The sequence below is a fragment of the Pseudomonas sp. KH_024_B2 genome (genome assembly GCF_057839965.1).
The window spans coordinates 2,940,851-2,959,039 of the sequence record NZ_CM174502.1 but is presented as its reverse complement, the minus strand read 5'-3'; the positions used below and the strand labels follow the sequence as shown (position 1 = coordinate 2,959,039).

The window sequence follows — 18,189 nt, the reverse complement described above, 5'->3', positions numbered from 1 at the left end:
AAGCACTAAAAAGGACAATCACGATGAGCGACCGTTTCCCACCCAACAGCCGTTACTACCCGACCGAAACCGCCGAGCTTGTCCAGGCCGACGGTCGACGCGTTGTCTACCTGCGGCGGCGCTTCGTCCCCGATCCGGCAAGCTTTGTCACGTTGCAGATCTACACCGTGATCGAGGGCGACCGTATCGATCGCATGGCCGCTGCGGTGCTCGGCGATCCAGAACAGTTCTGGCGCTTGCCGGATGCCAATGGCAGCCTCCACCCACTGGAGCTGGAAGAGTTGGGCCGGCAAATCCACCTGACCTTGCCCGAAGGCATGCAGGGGCCGAGCGATGCTTAAAGGCATGCATGTCTCGTTGCTGGTCGGCCCGGCGATTCCGCTGCCGGTGCCCAAGCCGCTGATCGATGCCTTGCAGAGCATCCAGGTGACGTCGGCGGCTGGCGCCCGCAGCGGCTTCCAGATCAGCTTCGCCCTGCACAACAACTCACCGCTGCACACCCTGTTGTTGCTCGCCGGCGGGCGAGTGCCCTGGTTGCGGGTGCTGATCGTGATCACCCTCAACAGCCTGCCGATGGTGTTGATGGACGGCCTAATCACCCGCCAGGAGGTCAGTGGTTCCAACGAGCCAGGGCAGAGCACGCTGACCATCACCGGTGAGGACCTGTCGGTGGCCATGGACCAGCAGGAATTCAACGGCATTCCCTATCCGGCCATGCCGGCCGAGGCTCGGGTGGCGCTGATCGTCGCCAAGTACGCGATCTTTGGCATGGTGCCGTTGGTGATCCCGCAGATTTTCAGCGATGTGCCGATCCCTGTGGAAAAGATCCCTACCCATGACGGCACCGACCTGGCCTATGTGCAGAAGCTGGCCAAGGACGCCGGTTACGTGTTCTACGTCGAGCCCGGCCCGCTGCCGGGGATGAATACCGCTTACTGGGGGCCGGAGATCAAGCTCGGGATACCGCAACCGGCGCTAAACCTGGGGATGGATGCCCACAGCAATGTCGAGGCGCTGTCGTTCAGCGTGGACAACACCAAGGCCAGCCTGCCGATCGTGTTTATCCAGAACCCGCTGACCAAGTTCCCGATTCCCTTGCCGATCCCCGACATCAGTCTGCTCAACCCGCCACTGGGCGCGCTGCCGCCCATCCCCAAATCGATCCACCTGCTGAAGGACACCGCCAAGCTGTCGCCGATGGCCGCCTTGTCCAAGGGCCTGGCGGAGGCCGCGGGCTCGGCGGATGTGGTGACCGCCACCGGTTCGGTCGATGTATTGCGCTACGGCACGGTGCTGAAGGCACGCCAACTGGTTGGCGTGCGCGGCGCGGGCACCGCCTTCGACGGTTTGTATTACGTGAAAAGCGTGACCAGCAACTTCAAGCCCGGCGAGTTCAAGCAGAGCTTCACGCTGACCCGCAACGGCTTGATCTCGACACTGCCGAGGGTACCGGTATGAACGTTGAGCAAGGCAAGTTCTACGGCAAGTTCCGCGGGGTGGTGTTGAACAATATCGACCCGATGCAGATGGCCCGCATCCAGGTCCAGGTGCCCGATGTGCTGGGGCTCGGAATCTCCAGTTGGGCCATGCCCTGCGTGCCGTTCGCCGGAAAGCAGAGCGGCATGTTTGTGGTGCCGCAAATCGGTGCCGGCGTCTGGGTCGAGTTCGAGCAGGGCAACCAGGATTACCCGATCTGGGTCGGCGGTTTCTGGGGCAGCGCGGCAGAGGTGCCAGCCCTGGCGCTGGCGGGGCTGCCGGTGTCGCCAAGCATTGTGCTGCAGACCGGCAACCAGAACGGCCTGACGATCTCGGACCTGCCGGGGCCAACGGGCGGCATCCTGCTCAAAACCCTCACCGGGGCGATGATTTCGATCAACGAGATGGGTATCACCATCAGCAACGGCCAGGGCGCGACGATCATGCTCAACGGCCCGGCGGTGAATATCAATCAAGGCGCATTGACGGTGATTTGAAATGAACATTTCACGCCATCACCCGCCTGGCCTAAAGCCCAATTGCACCCTGACAGGGGAGGACTGCTGATGCCCGGTTTTCTCTTGCATCTGGGCGCCACCGTGATGTGCAGCCATGGCGGACAAGCGACGCCGACTGCGCCTTTTGCGCGGGTGACACTCTCCGGCCAGCCCGTGACGACGCTGGCCGCGCCTTATGTGATTGCCGGCTGCAGCATGCCGCCGCCACCCGCCGGTAATGGCCCCTGCGTCACCGGCCAGTGGCTGGTCGGCGCGACCCGGGTGTTTGCCGGTGGGCTGCCGGTGCTGTTGCAATCGAGCACCTCGATCTGTGTCCCCACCGGCACGCCGATGCTGGTCACCGTCACCCAGCTACGGGTAACAGGAGTCTGATATGGCCTTGGACTTTCCCTTCAGCATCGACTCGCGCGGGCGCAGTGCCGAGGTTTTCGCCGATCTGCAGGTGCGGGACATGATCGAGCAGGTGCTGTTCACCGTGCCGGGCGAGCGGGTGAACCGTCCGGACTTCGGCTGCGGCCTGTTGCAATTGGTGTTCGCGCCCAACAGCGACGCCCTCGCCGCGGCCGTGCAGATGACCGTGCAAGGTTCGCTGCAACAGTGGCTGGGGGAACTGATCGAGGTCGAGTCGGTGACGGTCGAAAACCTCGATGCACGCCTCGGCGTGACGGTGCAGTACGTCATGCGCCGGGATCGCCAGCGGCAACTGGCGACCTTCAGCCGAGGACTTGCGCCATGAAACGCCAGTTTTTGTCCGACAACCGCCATCGCCTGCAATTGCTGCGTGACCTAGACCCGCCGAGCCTTAACGGCATCGACTACCTGGAAGTAGCCTCCGCGAATCAGCGCAAGCTCAGTGTGGCGTTCGTCAATCCGTTGGCTGGCATCACCGCTGCCCATTGCCGGATTGAAGGTGGGGTGCGCATCACTGGCGTGCACATCGAGAGCCTGAGTATCAACGGCAATCAGCTCGACATTACGGTGGACCAGGCCGGTGATTTCTCCTGGTATCGCTTCGTGTTGATCAACCCCACGGCGCCCGAGGATCCACCGCCGGGTTTCGACCCTTGCCTGTCGAGCATCCGCTTCAGCTTCAAGGCGCAGTGCCCGTCCGAATTCGATTGTGCCGACGATCATCTGTGCCCGCCGCAGGCGCCGGCCGAGCCGCTGCTGGATTACCTGGCCAAGGATTACGGGAGCTTTCGACGGTTGATGCTGGACCGGATGGGGCAGCTGATTCCCGGCTTTCATGAGCGCAACCCGGCGGATTTTTCCGTGGCCCTGGTGGAGATGCTCGCGCATATCGGCGATCAACTCAGTTATTACCAGGATGCCGTCGCCACCGAGGCGTATCTGGGCACTGCCCGGCGTCGCGTCTCCCTGCGCCGGCATGCGCGGCTGCTGGATTACCCGATTCACGATGGCTGCAACAGTCGGGTCTTCGTCAGCCTGAGCGTCTCCACCCAAGCCGACGGCCAGGTGTTGGCCGCGGGTACTCGTTTGTTGACCCGCAGTGCCGAGCCCGGGACTGTATTGAAAGAAACCGTACTGGAAACCTTGCCCGACGGTGCCACCCAAGTCTTCGAAACGATGCACGCGCTGCCCTTGCAGTCCGCCCATAACCGCATTGATATCCACCATTGGGGCGAGCCGGACTTCTGTCTGGGCAAAGGCGCGCAGGAGGCCGCCCTGATCGATGATCCGCCGCTGAGTTTGCAGGTGGGCATGCTGCTGATCTTCGAAGAAGTGCTGAGCCCTGGCACCGGCCTTGCGCCGGATGCCGACCGCACCCACCGGCATGCGGTGCGCTTGACCGGGGTCAAGCCGGGGCACGACCTGCTGACCGACACGCCATTGCAGCTGATCAGTTGGCACGCCGAGGACGCACTGCCGTTCGCGTTGTGCATTAGCGCGCGTATCCAGCAGTCCGGTGTCAGCGAGACCATCAGGGTCGCTCAGGCCTGCGGCAATGTGGTATTGGCCGATCACGGCCTGACCCGCGCCGATGAATCGCTGCTGCCGGACGCAGTACCGACTGCCGGCCAGTACCGGCCACGTCTGCGCGAGCCTGGCATCGTCTATGCCCAACCTTATGAACACGATCCGACGCGTTCGGCCAGCAGCGCCTTGTACCAGGATCCCCGGCAAGCCCGTCCGGCCGGCATGCAACTGCGCGAAGACGATCCCGATCAGTATGGTGACCAGCCCAAACCCGGTGCCAGCCTTTGGTTACCACGCCGCGACCTGCTCGGCAGTGACCGCTTTGCCCAAGAGTTTGTGGTGGAGACCGAAGCCGACGGCAGCGCGCACCTGCGCTTCGGCGACAATCGCTTCGGCATGCAGCCGCAACCCCGCAAACGGCTGTTGGCCAGCTATCGCCAAGGCGGTGGCAGCGTCGGTAATGTCGGTGCCGAGAGCATCACCCAAGTGGTCTGTGAAGACCCTCTGATCAAGGACTGCATCGAAACACTGCGCAACCCGTTGCCGGCGAGCGGCGGTGCCGAGGCCGAGAGCGCCGATGCGATCAAGCTGTTTGCCCCGCAGGCTTACCGCACCCAGGAGCGAGCGGTCACCGAGGCTGACTACGCGCGGGTCGCCGAGCGTCATCCGCAAGTGCAGCGGGCAGCTGCGCGGCTGCGCTGGACCGGAAGCTGGTACACCATGTTTGTCAGCCTCGACCGCAAGGGCGGCAAGCCGCTGGATGCCCCATTTCGCGAAGAAATGCTGCGCCATCTGGAACGCTATCGGCTGGCCGGCTATGACCTGGATCTCAGCGAACCGATCTATGCCCCGCTGGATATTCAACTGAGCGTCTGCGTATCGCCGGGCCACTTTGCCGCGACGGTCAAGCTTGGCCTGCTCAAGCGCCTGAGCAGTGGCGAAGACGGGCAGGGCCGGTTCGGCTTCTTTCATCCCGATCACTTCAGCTTCGGCCAGGGCCTGGCACTTTCTGCCCTGATGGAGGCGGCGCATTCGGTGACCGGCGTGGCCTCGCTCCAGGTCGAGGTGTTCCAGCGCTGGGGCAGAACCCCGAATCAGGAAATAGAGCAGGGCTTGATCAGTGCCGCGCCGCTGGAAGTGCTGCGCCTGGATAACGATCCGAACTTCCCTGAAAACGGCCGGCTGCTGCTGACTATGCAAGGTGGCTTATGAGTAATGGCGAACAATGCGGCTGCTGCGCCGGGATCAAGGTGCTGACGCCGGTCGACGAACTGAACCCGCCAGGGCAGACGACGTTGCACTATCGGGTCGGCACCCATGGGCGCTTTCGCGAAAGCCAGCTGGCGCGCCTGTCCGGCCAGCCGCCGCTGCTCGGGCTGAGCACCCGCGATGCCGATGATCCGGCGCTGGCGTTGCTCGATGCCTGGGCCGGAGTCCTCGACGTGCTGAGTTTCTATCAGGAGCGCATCGCCAACGAGGGCTTCCTGCGTACCGCCACGGAGCGGCGTTCGGTATTGGAACTGGGGCGCGCTATCGGCTACGAGCTGCGCCCCGGCGTGGCGGCCTCGACGTTTCTGGCTTTTTCTTTGGAGACCGCGCGGGGCGCGCCCTTGACCGCACGGATCGACGCCGGCACCAAGAGCCAGAGCATTCCCGAGCAGGATGAACAGGCACAGGTTTTCGAAACTCTGGAGCCGTTGTACGCGCGCGCCGCCTGGAATGCCTTGCGCCTGCAAATCGAGGAAGAGCTGCCACCGTACTGGGGCGCACGCACCCTGTATCTGAAGGGACAGAACACGCGCTTGCAAGCGGGCGACTCACTGCTGATCGTCGGCGACGAACGCCTGAAAAATCCCGGCAGCGAAAACTGGGACCTGCGCCGCGTCGCTCGCCTGCAAGTGATTTCGCCGGTGGAGCCGAGCGCTGACCCACTGGCCGGCTACACGGTCGTGACGCTCGACCGACCGTTGGGCAAGGTGATGCCCCATGTCGAGCCGGCGAAGGCCAATCCACGCTGTTTTGCCCTACGAACCAAGGCCGCGCTGTTCGGCCAGGCCGCGCCGGACTGGCGGGCGATGCCGCGCAGTCTGCGGGCAAGCTACCTGGGCCTGGACGACGATAATCAGGCGAAGATCAGCCTGCACGGGCAGTGGCCGGGCTTCACCCTGGCCGATATTTCCGATCCGCTGACCCGCCAAGCCACCGGTAGCGGATTGTATGGCGAGTATTTTGAAGGCATCGACTTCAAGACTCGCAAGCTCAGCCGCACCGACGCCACCGTTGATTTCGACTGGGGCAGCGCCAGCCCCGACCCGACGTTGAGCGTCGATACCTTCTCGGTGCGCTGGAGCGGCTGGCTGCAAATACCCGAGAGCGGCAACTACAGCTTTTTCGTCAAAGCCGACGATGGTGTTCGGCTGTGGCTTGGCGGCCAGTTGCTGGTCAACGAATGGCGTGATCAAGGTGCCACTGAATTCAGCGCGACCTTGTTCGAACTCCAGGCCGGACAAAAACTCGACCTGCGCCTGGAGTACTTCGAGAACGGCGGCGCAGCCACGATTCAATTGCGCTGGCAGGGCCCGGGCATTCCGAAACAGATCATCCCCCAGAGTCGGCTCTATCCCCGGGACGTACACAGCGTGCATCTGGACGCCAGCTATCCGCGGTTGGTCACGGGCAGTTGGCTGGTGCTGGCGCTGCCCGATTATCAGGAGCTGTATCAGGTTCTTGATAGCCGCGAGGATGCCCGCGCCGCCTTCACACTGAACAGCAAGACCACGCGCCTGAGCCTGCGTGGCGAACAACTGCGCGAGCTGTTCAACGAGCGCCTGCGCGAGACCACTGCTTACGGCGAATCGATCGAGCTGCCGTGGGCAACCCGGCCCATGTCGGGGTTACTCAGCGGTCATGTGTTGACGCTGGAGGATCTGCAACCAGAGCTGGATGCGGGCCGCTGGCTTTCGGTCAGTGGCCACACTTTGCTGGACGTGGCGCAAAATGCGCCGGCGCGTCAGCGGTTGTTGGCCAATGACCCGCTGGTGGCGGTGGAAATCGTCAGAGACGGCCGGTCCGCGAGCCTGTCCTTCACCGATGGCACACGCCTTGAAGTGCTGCTGGGCTTCGCCAGCGAAGTGCACCGCCTGCAACACAATGACAGCAGCGGCGCATGCTCGCGCCTGGAGCTTGAAAGCGATCTGCAACATGCCTATCTGCTGGCGAGTGTGCGGATCAACGCCAATGTGGCACCGGCCAGTCATGGCGACAGCAAGCAGATGCAGATCCAGGCGGAAATCCTCGGCAGCGGGGACGCCAGCCAAGCCTTCCAACGCTTTCTGCTGATGCAGAAACCGCTGACTTATATTTCCTCACCGAGCCCTTCGGGCACCCAAAGCACGTTGCAAGTGCGCATCGATGGCGTGCGCTGGTCCGAGGCGTCACGCCTGGAAGAGCTTGGTGCGCAAGACCGTGCGTATCTGCTGCGACGGAGCGACGATGGCCGGGTCACCGTGCAATTCGGTGACGGTCTACACGGCAGCCGCCTGCCCACGGGGCAGATGAATGTGCAGGCGTCCTATCGCGTCGGCATCGGTGCGACTGGCAACCTCGACAGTGGGCGGATCAGCCTGCTGCTGTCCCGTCCGTTGGGGGTCAAGGAGGTGATCAACCCGGTACCCGCAGCTGGCGGGGTTGACCCGGAAAGCAGCGACAGTGCCCGGCAGAACGCGCCACTGAGCGTACGGACGATGGACCGCATCGTCTCGCTGAGGGATTTCGAAGACTTTGCCGCGGCCTTCGCTGGCGTCGGCAAAGCTCAGGCGGTGTGGTTGTGGGATGGCGAGCAACGGTTGGTCCACCTCACGGTCAGCGGGGTGGAGGGCGTCAGCATCGATCCCGGATCGGCACTCTACCGCAACCTGGCAGCGGCCATCGACGCGGTGCGCCCGGCCCATCAGCCGCTCAAGCTTGCGCCCGGTGTCGTGCTGCGTTTCGGTGTGACGGCCAAAGTCCGGGTCAGCCCGGACTATCAGAGCGCGGCGGTCCTGAGCACAGTGCGCAGCGCGCTTGGGCAGGCCTTCGGGTTCGCGGCGCGGTACTACGGGCAGCCCGTCAGCGGCAGCGAGGTACTGGCGGTGATGCAGCGGGTGCCGGGAGTGGAGAGGGTGGATCTGGATAACCTGCGCCTTTACGACGGCCTGTCCAGCAGCAGCGTGGCGGGGCCGGATGGCCGACTGCGCGCCCGCGGTGCCCGGTGGCAGAGCCAACAGATACTGGCGGCGCAACTGCTGTTGCTGGACCCGGCCGCAGTCACGTTGACGGAGCTTAGCCTATGAGCATTGACGCCGAATTCCTGATGGCACGACTGCCGGCCTTCTATCGCGAGCGCGATGCCGAAATGGGTGGGCTACTGCGGGCGCTGCTGGAGGTCATCGCCGAGCAGGGTGCCGTGCTGGAGGACGACATTACACGGCTCTACGACAATTGGTTTATCGAAACCTGCGACGACTGGCTGGTGCCTTATATCGGCGACCTGCTGGGTGTGCGCGGTCTGTATCCGGTCAGCGGTACCCAAGCGTTCGACCTGCGCGCTTATGTGGCCAACAGCCTGCGCCTGCGGCGGCGCAAGGGCACGCTGCCGGTGCTGGAACAGTTGGCGTTCGACACCACCGGCTGGCGTGCGCGGGCGGTGGAGTTTTTTGAGCTGCTGGGCACGACCCAATACCTGGATCACTGTCGTCCGCAAAACTTGCGCACGCCGAACCTGCGGGATGCCACGCAATTGGAGCGCGTCGACGGTCCCTTTGACCGCAGCGCCCATACCGTCGAGGTGCGTTCGCTGCCGGCCGGGCGCTACAACATTGCCAACGTCGGTCTCTATCTTTGGCGACTGCAGGCCTACGCGCTACAACGCGTCACTGCCCGGGCCATGACCAGCCTGGAGGGGTTCTACAGTTTCGATGCCCTGGGCCGCGACGTTGCCGAGCCGCTGCTGCGGGGTGAAGGCATGCTGTTCAACCGGCCGCGCACGGAGCAGGAAATCACTCACCTGGCGCAACCGGAAAATGTTCCGGAGCCACTTTCACGGCGCCTGCTGCATGACGAACTGACAGCCCTGCGTCAGGCCCTGACCGATGGCGAGACGGCCAACCCGGTGTACTTTCCCTTTGATCAGGAAGAGGGTGACCCGGTGCTGCGAATCTGGCTTGACGGAGTAGAAGTGCCACCTGAGCATCTGCTGGTGTGCAATCTGTCGCCCTTACCCGGTGTGGTGCCGCAGGAACGGCGGCGACCACCGACCAGTGTGACGGTCAAGTCGACCAAGGCCGGCCAGCCGGACAAAACCTTTCCTGGCGTTGCCAACCTTTATCTGGTGGGTTTCGACCCAGTCCTTGGGCGTATCGCCTTGCCGTCCGGCAAGACCGCGACCCGGGTGGAAGTCGCCTATTGCTATGGCTTCTCTGGTGATGTCGGCGCCGGGGCCTATGATCGACGCCCGGTGCGGCGCGAAGACGAGCCGTTGCACGGCTTGCTGGACCCGGCAGATTTTCAGATACAGCTGCGGGTCCCAGGCGATTACGCAAACCTGGCCGATGCGCTCGCTGCGGTGATTGCCGGGGTCCCCACGCTGATTTATCTACTGGACGACGGGACCCAGGAACTGAGCCCCGATCTCAACTTGCCAGATACCCACCTGGCGATTGAAGCCGCCAACCAGCGGCGGCCGGTACTGATCGGCGACCTGCGTTTACGCGGCAACCTCAACACTCGGCTCAGCCTGTCGGGGCTGCTGCTGGACGGTCAACTGCGCCTGGACGGTGCGCTGGGCGAGGTGAATCTGCGTCATTGCAGCCTGACGCCGAGCAAGGGCGGCATCCGCCACACCGGCACTGGCAGCCAACTCTGGCTGCGACTGAACCAGTGTCTATGCGGGCCGTTGCGCGCGAGCAAGGCCATCGCCGGGGTCGAAGGCCGCAACAGCGTGTTCGATAACGGCGATGACTTGGCCTTCGATTTACCGGGCACGCGTCTGCAGCTCGATCGCTGCAGTGTCTTCGGCACCAGCGCCGCCGGAGAGCTGGAAGCCAGCAACAGCCTGTTCAGCGCCAAACTGAACATCACCCGACGCCAGGAAGGCTGCGTGCGCTTCTGTTATGTCCCGACTGGCTCGCAGACGCCACGCCGCTATCGTTGCCTGCCGGACCTGGTGACCCAAGGGCTGCCAGCTGCCCAGGCGAAGAGCGAACGGGTGCGGGTCACGCCAGCGTTTACCTCGGTGAATTTCAGCCATCCGGCTTATGCCCAGCTACGTCTTTCAAGTGCTCAAGAACTGCGTACCGGTGCCGAAGACGGCGCCGAAATGGGCGTGTGGAATCTGCTTCAACAACCACAGCGCGAGGCCAACCTGCGTCAGGCCTTGGACGAATACCTGCGCTTCGGCCTGGAGGCCGGGGTGATCTTTGTGAACTGACTGAACGCGCATAACGGGCCAGGAATATCATTATGAAAGCCGATCTCACCCGCTCAACCGACAAGCAGGACCAGCACTACCGCACGGTACGCATGCAACAGGGGCGGGTGCAGCTGGATGCGGACTGGAACGAGCAGCAGGACATTCTCAATCGCCGGATCGAGACCGAAACCGTCGATACCATTGGCCATAGCGGAGGACCGTTGGCCAACCCTGGTTTTCTACTGACCGGCAACGGCAAGTCCATCGGTATCGGCGTCGGTCATTACTACGTCGAAGGCTTGCTCTGCGAAAACGCCAGCCCGGTGACGGCGACCACCCAGCCACACTTGCCGGGAAATGCCTCGCCGGTGCTGCCGGCCAATGCCAGCCTGTTGCCATTGCCTCCGGCGAACGCGCCGCAGCTTGCCGAGGTCAAGGTCTATGACAACAACGGAGCGCCCGTCGACCCTCCTGATGGGGTTTACATTGGCTATCTCGAAGCCTGGCTGCGGCATATTACGGCCCTGGAAGACCCGCTTATCCATGAAGTGGCCCTTGGCGGGCCGGACAGTGCGACCCGCGACCAACTGCTGTGGCAGGTCAAGCTACTGCGTGCCGGCGAAATCGGTGCCGACCTGAACTGTCTGAGCGTGCTGCCGGCCTGGACTGCCTTAGTCACTGCCGCCGATGGCAAGCTGGCGGCCCGTGCGGAACCCAGCAATCCGCCCAAAGATCCCTGCCTGTTGGCGCCGGAAGCGGGTTACCGACGCCTTGAAAACCTGTTGTATCGCGTGGAGATCCATGACGATGGCAGCGTTTCAGCTGACCAGCGCTACAAGTGGTCGCGTGATAACGGCAGCATCGAGACCCGCGTAATACGTTGGCTAGGCGAGCCGACGGCGGACGAGTTCGAGGTCGCCAGCATCGGTCGCGATGCCTACCTTGCAATCACTGCCGGTTGCTGCTTGGAATTCTTCGACGATACCCATGAACTGCTCGGCCGGCCGGGAACACTGGTGCAGGTGCTCAAGACCGAAGGCAATCTGGTCACCCTCGATCTGGCCAGTGCCACCGGAGCGCTGGACAAGTCGCTGTACCTGAGCAATCCGCGCGTACGGCGTTGGGACGGTTGGGCGAAGCTAGCCCCGGCGGCGGCCAATTTGAACAGCGGCTGGGTGGAGCTGGAGGAGGGCGTCGAGATCAAATTCATCCCCGGCAAGTACCGTGTCGGGGATTTCTGGACCATTCCCGCTCGCACCGCTACCGCTGACATCGAGTGGCCATTGGTGGCCAATAAACCCGCCTTCCAGGCACCGCAGGGCGTGTTGCGCGCCTTCACCCGGTTGGCCTTGCTCAACTGCCAGGCCGGGGTCTGGAGCACACTAAGCGATTGCCGTCAGTTGTTTCCGGCGCTGACCGAACTGACCAATCTCTATTACGTGGGTGGCGACGGCCAGGAGGTCATGCCTAACCCTTTGGCGCCACAAAACCTGCCGTTGCCCAGCCCACTGGAAGTCGCGGTGTTCAATGGCAAGTTCCCGGTTGCCGGGGCCGAGGTCCGCTTCATTGTCAGCGGTGGCACGCTGCCCAACGGCACCGATAGCCAAGACATCACCACCGGCGCGGACGGTATCGCCAGCGTTATCTGGAGCCTGGCACCTGGCGTGCTGAACCAGACCTGCACGGCGCAATTGCTCGAAGCCGGCCAGGTCGCGGCGGGCAAGTACAACGTCCTGCACTTTTCCGCCAGCCTGTCCGTGGCAACACAGGTCGCCTATGACCCGGCGAAGTGCGCCGACATGGCCGCCCAGGGCATTCATACCGTGCAGGACGCCCTCGACGCGCTCTGTCAAAAAACTCACGGCGGTGGCTGTTGCACCAGCGTCGGTGTCGGCGGCGAGTTCGAGAACCTCGACATCGCTCTTAAAACGTTGCTCGAACAGGGCAAACGCGACATTTGCCTGTGCCTGCTACCCGGCGAGCACCGCCTGGCCGACAGCATTGATCAGGTCGCACCGGATGGCACTCATCTTTTCATCCACGGCAGCGGCCCCGCCAGCCGGTTGATGCTGCGCAATCAAGAGTTCAACTGTTTCGATTTCGCCTCACTGACGTTTCTGGATTTCGACATCATCATCATGCAGGGCGAGAATCAGAGCCTGCGTTTCCAGGGCTGTCAGCAAGTGCGCTTGCAGCGGATGCGCCTGTCGGGGCTGACGGTGCCCGGCATTAGCCTGGTGCAGATCGAAGACGCTCAGCGCATCGACCTCAGCGCCTGTCTGATCAATGCCTACGCGCTGAGTGGGGCACAGCACGCCCAGGATCTGCTTGCTGCCATACCCTTGCTCGCCCCCTTTGAGGTGGCAATAAAATCAGGCAAGGGCGACCTGTTTGCGCCGATCCCAGGCAAGGTGGTCGACACCTTGGCTAGGTTCAGTCCAGCTCAGCGAAAGGCGTTCGGGCAACAGGTGGATCGCCATCAGTTGGTCCTCAACACCAATGAAATCCTGGCATTGTCGACACTGCGCAGCGATATAGAGCAAGGCGCCAGTCAGCGCCGACTCGTGCTCTCGCTGGATCGCCTGCGCACTGAACTGCTGCTCAACCACACTGGCTTCGCCCTGGCCTTGGGCGACGCCGAGGCGGACACCTTGCTGGCGGATAACCAGATCAACGGCCGTGTGTCCTTGTACGGCGAGGCCAAAAGTGACGAAGCGCTGAACCTCGATCTGCTGAAAAGTCTGGGCCTGGCGTTGAGTCGGGGTCGCGTCCAACTCAAGCCCGGCTATGGCGAACTACGCCTGCGCAATAACCGCCTACGCGAGTTGCGACTGGGCGATGCGATGCTCGACCGCTTGCGAGAACTTGCCGGCGCAGCCGAGGGAGGTGTGCTCGAAGGTTGCTATCGCAGCCTGCTGGCGGATGCCAATACACTGGTGGGCACCGAAAACCTGCTACTGGCGTCGAGTCTGGCCCTGAGCCAGAACCAGCTGAGTGTCTTCGGCCACATTGCGGCGTGTATCGCCTCCCAAGGCAAGTACATCGGCAACTTCACCGTCGAATCTATCCTCTTCGTGCTGGGCCACAAGGCGAACCAACAGTTCGCCAATGCCGGGCTAATTTTCAGCGAGATGTAGCGGGGCACAGAAACAGGAGGGGGGTTGCTACCATTTAAATCGGCACACTGCATTTGCTGTCGGTGGCAACCGGTAGAAAATATGGTTGAGCAATTCTACGTAGCTGTCGCAACCCTTCAGGAGATTGCATGAAAGTTGGCGTGATTTCCGATACTCACGGCTTGCTCCGCCCCGAAGCCCTTGCCGCCCTGGAGGGATGCGAGCAGATCATTCACGCGGGCGACATTGGTAGCGCAGAGGTTCTTGATCAACTGGCCTCTATCGCTCCTTTGCAGGTCGTACGCGGGAACAATGACAATCACTTTGGCATTGCGATCAAAGCGTGATCGCAAAGTTTGCGGCGTCTCGAACATATGGCGGTTAGGCAGGCTCCATGAGGCAGTATTGCCGGGACGGGCGCAACAAATTGCTGTTTTTTACTGTATTCGAACATGGCCATTCGCCGATATTGCAGTTTTTCTGAAAAGCCCCTTCAACGTCAGCGCCTACTCCCCGCTGCGATGCTCTGCCGATAATTCCTCATCGAATATTCGCCATGGTTACTTGGTGAGCCGACCGCCAGGTTGGCACTCTCAGTGCCTGGCTCTTGAAATGAGGACACACATGAGCATTCGTATTTGGCATCAAAGTTTCACTGTACTGAGCGACCTGGGTGCGTACGACGAGGCCTTGCGTGCGCATTTTCGCAGGGTGGCCCGCCCCGACACCGAGATCCATATGCACGTTTTTCAGCCGCTCAAGCTTGGCGTCGCCCCTTTATCCCGCCTCAATCAGCGGATGTTTTGCCGATTCCAGCGCAAATATTCACCTTTTGGCGTTTTTTGGGCGCACCTCGCCTAAACATGCGATCCGCGCCACCAGCCTGACAAGCTCCCCAAGCGGATCAGGTTGTACACCGAAAAGCCCAGCAACAGCTGGGCGCTGAGCTTTTCGCGGCCGATCAGCTTGGTCTTGCGCAAGCCGCCCACGGTCTTTAATCAGCCAAATCCTTCCTCGATACGTTTACGTATTTTCATGCTGACGCCATAACCCGGATGACGTGTCGTACGGCCATCAATCGCGCTCTTGATGGCCTTTCTCGAGACATGCGGCGTCACCTTCAAATCACGCGCCATCTGGACAAAAAATTTCTGGTCATAGCTCTTGTCTGCACCGACGGTGCTGCCAGGTTTGGCCGTGCGCTCGAGCATCTTCAAGGCTGCCCCCACTTCGGCGTGACCATTGAACTCGGTGCATTCCACATCCACGATCAACCCATTGCGGTTTTCCATCAGAGTGTGGGCCATATGGGCCAGGCGACTGCCAACGGCCGGGCTTGCAAGCCAGCCTGGCCTGGGGATCGGTGGTGGATTGATGCGTCGCGTGGCCGCGTTTTTCACCCTTGAAGTCGAGGTAGTTGTTGCGTGGACCACTCTCTGGCGACTCTCATAACCTCAATCTCTCGAACCGCCCGGTGCGGACCCGCATGCCGGGTGGTGTGGCAGGGGAGCGGCCTATGAAGGCCGCCCCCTATGCCGATTCCGGCTTTGCCAGTCTGAGAAGGGTGTGGGATGCGGGTGAATTACCAAACATTTTTGGTTCTGCGTAGCCATTCTTCACGTTCAGCGAGACCAATCAAACCACCATTGATGGCCAGTGTGACTCTTCTAATGCTGTCTGAATCGGCCAACGCATTGCACTGTTTTGCATCCCATTCTGCAGCGGCGATGGCCACGCACCACTGGGCACTGATGACCTCGTCAGGTGACAGGCTGAAGTCCGGTGCGTCGGGCTTCCATTGGCGTAAAAGCTCCGTGGCTTTGGTGTAGCTCTCTTTGCCTGTCAACTGGAGCAATCCGCGACCTCGATAGTTGAAACCATCATTTGGACCGGTATTGCCCATGCGCTTGCCATAGACTGAATTGGCCAGTTTCTGTGGATTGTGTGCGTATGCCTGAGGGTCGAGAGGGCCCTTGGGCAGGAAGCGGCTTGGCCAGACCTTGGGCAATCGCTCAGGGCTGTAATTGAGATTCTCGAACTGGATTGTGAGACCGCCGCATTCATGCAGCACTTGAGCCATGAAATGGACAACTCGTAACGAGTTGGCTGAGATGCCGTAGTGATCAAGGACAGGTTGGCTCTGCTCGAAAGCTTCGCGGTAGCTGGTCCTTGCGTTGGGGGCAAGTTTCAGTATTTGTGTGAGGTTTACTTTAACGCTCATGGTTGCCTCCGCTTCGATCCTGACTGTAAATGCGTGGCGTAAGATGCAATTTTAGTTAAATTAGTTTAATTGATTGTATGTTTGTAAAGAGTGTTGGAGGTGGGTTTGTTATAGTGTTGTTTGGAGTATTTATTATTCCAGATTGAGCTAATGTTCGTGTTTCTGGAGTAGACTCATCTCGACAGCCTGGCGAGTAATTTCAATGATCGCTCTTTTGTTCGCTCGCCATTTTCTGCTGCTTTTAACGCAAATGCCCTGATTTGGTTTAAGTCTGTACCGGGGAGGGCGGATAATTCAGGTGGCTGAGCAATACCAATGCATTGTATATGCCATTGTCATTGCTCATGTTGGCATTGGAATAGTCCAGCAATGCTGGAATCAGCTCCGGGCTCTTGCCGTATTGAGAGACCAGCGATTCGTGAGCTTTGATTCGGACAGCGCCTTGAGAGGAGAAAAGTTCCTCGATTAACGTAGCCAGAGGCGCGGTAGGGCTTTTATTAGAGGGAGGTGGATTGGTTGCCGCGATGGAATCGGTAATCGTGTACTGAAAATTACTGTCCAGATGAACCAGTTGTTTTGTGATGATGTTCTTTTCAGGGCTCTCCGGCAGCCTGGCCACCGCATTTTTTACGGTGTACAGGTTTGCGAGCATAGACTCGAGGGATGCAGTGACACTATTCAATTCTGTTTTTTTTGTCGTTGATCTGTAGTTGCTGGGTTTCGATTTCTTTCTGATGGATAGCCATTTCTGCCTGTTTGTCGTGAATGGTGTTGTTCAAGGCAATGGTTTTAACCTCTAGCCTGTCAACAGCTATTTCTGCTTTATGCATACCAAAGCCGACGCCTAGAACGCCGGTAATGACACCAATCAACGCAGCGATGATGGCGAGCGTTGAAGTCGAGAAGGCCTGGATGCTCGTAATTACTTTCTTGAATCTGTTGGGCTCAAGATTTTCTATTTCTATAGCAGCCTTGCGTACCTGAATGACCAGCAATTCGTCTTGTAAACCTTGGCGTAGTTCAGGCGTGAGTTTGTCATACAATTTTCGCACTCCCTGATGGTTCATCGGTTCGCAGGCCGTTGGCTGGCAAGTGGTCGGAAGTCAGCCTGTCAGGTGGAACATACGGCGGTTTTTTGCTTTAGTCCACCTACTGCTGGCTTTCGTGTCTTCGACACCTCGACCCATGAGGGCCCAGTCCCGGAGAGTTCCATGAACCCTCGATCTCTGCGTTTCACCGCATTGGCTGCCGTTTTTGCGCTCGGCTTTATTCCCGACGCTGACGCCGTCGAATACACCGACGTGAATCCCACGGCCAGCGCACGTTCAGCAAGTTCGTCGGGGCCCTCGATTTCGATACCACACACCTCGAGGCGGCCCAAGCCAAATTGACCATCGACCTCGACAGCATCGACGCCGGTAGAGAAGACGCCAACACCGAGCTGCAAAAGCCTGCCTGGTTTGACTCCACCGCTTATCCGGTGGCGACCTTTGAGTCGACCCGCATTAAAGACCTCGGCAACAACCGCTACCACATCACTGGCAACCTCACGCGTAGGGGGCTTACCCGGGAGGTGACAGTGCCGGTGCTCCTGAAATCAGAGAGCGCCATCGGCATCTTCGACGGCGAGTTGGTGCTCAAACGCAGTGACTTCAAAATCGGCGCTGGCGAGTGGTCTGACAGTGTTGTTTCCGACGACATCGACATACGTTTCCGGATGGTTGCGCCGGAGCACTGATGCGGTTGCGCCACAAGTCATCGGCATTAGACAAAAACGTCCTGATCTTGCGCCTTGCGCTTTCTGAGCTCGGCCAACATCTCTTTTTCGGGCATTCCATTGGCCCAGGAAGGGCGCAGTTGAAAATGGGGTTCATCTTTGAAACTTTTCCAGTTACCGCCCCAGTCCAGACCCATGTCCATCCCCAGCACACCGACCGCTTTGTACTTGGGGGATTTGCCTAAATATTCACTGCCTTCAAAAATTCCAACATCAAAGGCAATACCGAAATTATGGTTGGATTGTCCTCCTTTAGCATTGGTGACCTTGGGCGGGTTGTCAGGACGTCCTTTTGCGTAAAGTGCATCCTGTTCGGCGTAAGTTCTGTGTCCGCTGATGACTTTGATCTTTATGCCGTTAAGTGCGGCTTTCTGAACGAGTGCGACGGCAAAAGGACGGACTTCCGGCAGCAAGGTTTCAATGTTTGTTTTGCTCCTAGTGTCGAGACCTGTCGAAGATGTGCTTGCCAGTGTGGACGCTTGATCGGGAATCACCTGCTTCGCGATTGCCGACCAGGTCTGTGGCCCGGCTTTGCCGTCGACCTCGACGCCAAGAGCCTCTTGAACGGCACGTATCAACTTTTCAATATCCATCTTCCTGCTCCAGTAGTGATGAAGGATCAAGAAGAGCATCAATCGTCGCTCTTTTGATAAAGCACCAAGAAAAAGAAAGTAGAGTGGGCATAATAAGTGTTA

General features: G+C 60.4%; 14 protein-coding genes and 3 pseudogenes. 12 read left to right on the top strand and 5 right to left on the bottom strand.

Features of this window, described 5'->3' with window-relative positions; genetic code table 11:
• The first annotated feature begins 23 nt into the window (after positions 1–23).
• The 11 genes and pseudogenes from AC3I0A_RS13900 (at position 24) to AC3I0A_RS13850 (ending at position 14,357) form a co-directional block, all read left to right on the top strand.
• Positions 24–341, top strand: coding sequence for a hypothetical protein (locus AC3I0A_RS13900; protein WP_489372417.1), 318 nt, complete (start codon positions 24–26; stop codon positions 339–341).
• Complete coding sequence (locus AC3I0A_RS13895) at positions 334–1,458, top strand: hypothetical protein (RefSeq protein ID WP_477783900.1); 1,125 nt, start codon at positions 334–336, stop codon at positions 1,456–1,458. Before AC3I0A_RS13900 ends, AC3I0A_RS13895 begins: the two co-directional genes overlap by 8 nt.
• Positions 1,455–1,973 carry a phage baseplate assembly protein V gene (locus AC3I0A_RS13890; RefSeq protein ID WP_489372415.1) on the top strand — a complete coding sequence of 173 codons (519 nt, stop codon included), beginning with the start codon at positions 1,455–1,457 and terminating at the stop codon, positions 1,971–1,973. Before AC3I0A_RS13895 ends, AC3I0A_RS13890 begins: the two co-directional genes overlap by 4 nt.
• Before the next feature lie 69 nt (positions 1,974–2,042).
• Entirely contained in the window at positions 2,043–2,366 is a 324-nt protein-coding gene (locus AC3I0A_RS13885) for a hypothetical protein (RefSeq protein WP_057399641.1), read from the top strand.
• A gap of 1 nt (position 2,367) precedes the next feature.
• Positions 2,368–2,730, top strand: coding sequence for a GPW/gp25 family protein (locus AC3I0A_RS13880; RefSeq protein ID WP_057399640.1), 363 nt, complete (start codon positions 2,368–2,370; stop codon positions 2,728–2,730).
• Positions 2,727–5,144: a baseplate J/gp47 family protein gene (locus AC3I0A_RS13875; RefSeq protein WP_489372412.1), complete on the top strand. Its 2,418-nt coding sequence runs from the start codon at positions 2,727–2,729 to the stop codon at positions 5,142–5,144. The genes AC3I0A_RS13880 and AC3I0A_RS13875 overlap by 4 nt, the downstream gene beginning before the upstream one ends.
• A complete protein-coding gene (locus AC3I0A_RS13870; RefSeq protein ID WP_489372410.1) occupies positions 5,141–8,263 on the top strand; it encodes a putative baseplate assembly protein in 3,123 nt (1,040 codons plus the stop codon). The genes AC3I0A_RS13875 and AC3I0A_RS13870 overlap by 4 nt, the downstream gene beginning before the upstream one ends.
• Complete coding sequence (locus AC3I0A_RS13865) at positions 8,260–10,398, top strand: hypothetical protein (protein ID WP_489372409.1); 2,139 nt, start codon at positions 8,260–8,262, stop codon at positions 10,396–10,398. The genes AC3I0A_RS13870 and AC3I0A_RS13865 overlap by 4 nt, the downstream gene beginning before the upstream one ends.
• A 32-nt stretch (positions 10,399–10,430) precedes the next feature.
• A complete protein-coding gene (locus AC3I0A_RS13860; RefSeq protein ID WP_489372408.1) occupies positions 10,431–13,517 on the top strand; it encodes a DUF6519 domain-containing protein in 3,087 nt (1,028 codons plus the stop codon).
• A gap of 128 nt (positions 13,518–13,645) precedes the next feature.
• A pseudogene (locus AC3I0A_RS13855) lies at positions 13,646–13,813 on the top strand (metallophosphoesterase family protein); the annotation flags it as partial.
• A gap of 307 nt (positions 13,814–14,120) precedes the next feature.
• On the top strand, positions 14,121–14,357 hold the full coding sequence (locus AC3I0A_RS13850; protein WP_489372406.1) for a hypothetical protein: 237 nt from the start codon (positions 14,121–14,123) through the stop codon (positions 14,355–14,357).
• Here the strand turns inward: AC3I0A_RS13850 and AC3I0A_RS13845 are convergent.
• The 4 genes and pseudogenes from AC3I0A_RS13845 to AC3I0A_RS13830 form a co-directional block, all read right to left on the bottom strand.
• Positions 14,354–14,942 (bottom strand): annotated as a pseudogene (locus AC3I0A_RS13845) (transposase); the annotation flags it as partial. The gene AC3I0A_RS13850 and the pseudogene AC3I0A_RS13845 sit on opposite strands and share 4 nt — an antisense overlap.
• A gap of 136 nt (positions 14,943–15,078) precedes the next feature.
• On the bottom strand, positions 15,079–15,717 hold the full coding sequence (locus AC3I0A_RS13840) for a glycoside hydrolase family 19 protein (RefSeq protein WP_489372405.1): 639 nt from the start codon (positions 15,715–15,717) through the stop codon (positions 15,079–15,081).
• A gap of 265 nt (positions 15,718–15,982) precedes the next feature.
• The gene (locus AC3I0A_RS13835; RefSeq protein ID WP_489372403.1) at positions 15,983–16,369 is read right to left on the bottom strand and encodes a hypothetical protein; all 387 of its coding nucleotides are present in this window, start codon (positions 16,367–16,369) and stop codon (positions 15,983–15,985) included.
• 22 nt (positions 16,370–16,391) lie between these two features.
• A complete protein-coding gene (locus tag AC3I0A_RS13830; RefSeq protein WP_489372401.1) occupies positions 16,392–16,760 on the bottom strand; it encodes a hypothetical protein in 369 nt (122 codons plus the stop codon).
• Positions 16,761–16,928: 168 nt separating this feature from the next.
• Here AC3I0A_RS13830 and AC3I0A_RS13825 point away from each other — a divergent pair.
• Positions 16,929–17,455, top strand: a pseudogene (locus tag AC3I0A_RS13825) (YceI family protein).
• A gap of 26 nt (positions 17,456–17,481) precedes the next feature.
• Here the strand turns inward: AC3I0A_RS13825 and AC3I0A_RS13820 are convergent.
• Complete coding sequence (locus AC3I0A_RS13820) at positions 17,482–18,087, bottom strand: M15 family metallopeptidase (RefSeq protein ID WP_489372399.1); 606 nt, start codon at positions 18,085–18,087, stop codon at positions 17,482–17,484.
• Positions 18,088–18,189: the final 102 nt, after the last annotated feature.

Bases quoted from the DNA above. Each gene is read 5' to 3' on its own strand.
- AC3I0A_RS13900 (WP_489372417.1), top strand. From the start codon at position 24: ATGAGCGACCGTTTCCCACCCAACAGCCGTTACTACCCGACCGAAACC.
- AC3I0A_RS13895 (WP_477783900.1), top strand. From the start codon at position 334: ATGCTTAAAGGCATGCATGTCTCGTTGCTGGTCGGCCCGGCGATTCCG.
- AC3I0A_RS13890 (WP_489372415.1), top strand. From the start codon at position 1,455: ATGAACGTTGAGCAAGGCAAGTTCTACGGCAAGTTCCGCGGGGTGGTG.
- AC3I0A_RS13885 (WP_057399641.1), top strand. From the start codon at position 2,043: ATGCCCGGTTTTCTCTTGCATCTGGGCGCCACCGTGATGTGCAGCCAT.
- AC3I0A_RS13880 (WP_057399640.1), top strand. From the start codon at position 2,368: ATGGCCTTGGACTTTCCCTTCAGCATCGACTCGCGCGGGCGCAGTGCC.
- AC3I0A_RS13875 (WP_489372412.1), top strand. From the start codon at position 2,727: ATGAAACGCCAGTTTTTGTCCGACAACCGCCATCGCCTGCAATTGCTG.
- AC3I0A_RS13870 (WP_489372410.1), top strand. From the start codon at position 5,141: ATGAGTAATGGCGAACAATGCGGCTGCTGCGCCGGGATCAAGGTGCTG.
- AC3I0A_RS13865 (WP_489372409.1), top strand. From the start codon at position 8,260: ATGAGCATTGACGCCGAATTCCTGATGGCACGACTGCCGGCCTTCTAT.
- AC3I0A_RS13860 (WP_489372408.1), top strand. From the start codon at position 10,431: ATGAAAGCCGATCTCACCCGCTCAACCGACAAGCAGGACCAGCACTAC.
- AC3I0A_RS13850 (WP_489372406.1), top strand. From the start codon at position 14,121: ATGAGCATTCGTATTTGGCATCAAAGTTTCACTGTACTGAGCGACCTG.
- AC3I0A_RS13840 (WP_489372405.1), bottom strand. From the start codon at position 15,717: ATGAGCGTTAAAGTAAACCTCACACAAATACTGAAACTTGCCCCCAAC.
- AC3I0A_RS13835 (WP_489372403.1), bottom strand. From the start codon at position 16,369: ATGCTCGCAAACCTGTACACCGTAAAAAATGCGGTGGCCAGGCTGCCG.
- AC3I0A_RS13820 (WP_489372399.1), bottom strand. From the start codon at position 18,087: ATGGATATTGAAAAGTTGATACGTGCCGTTCAAGAGGCTCTTGGCGTC.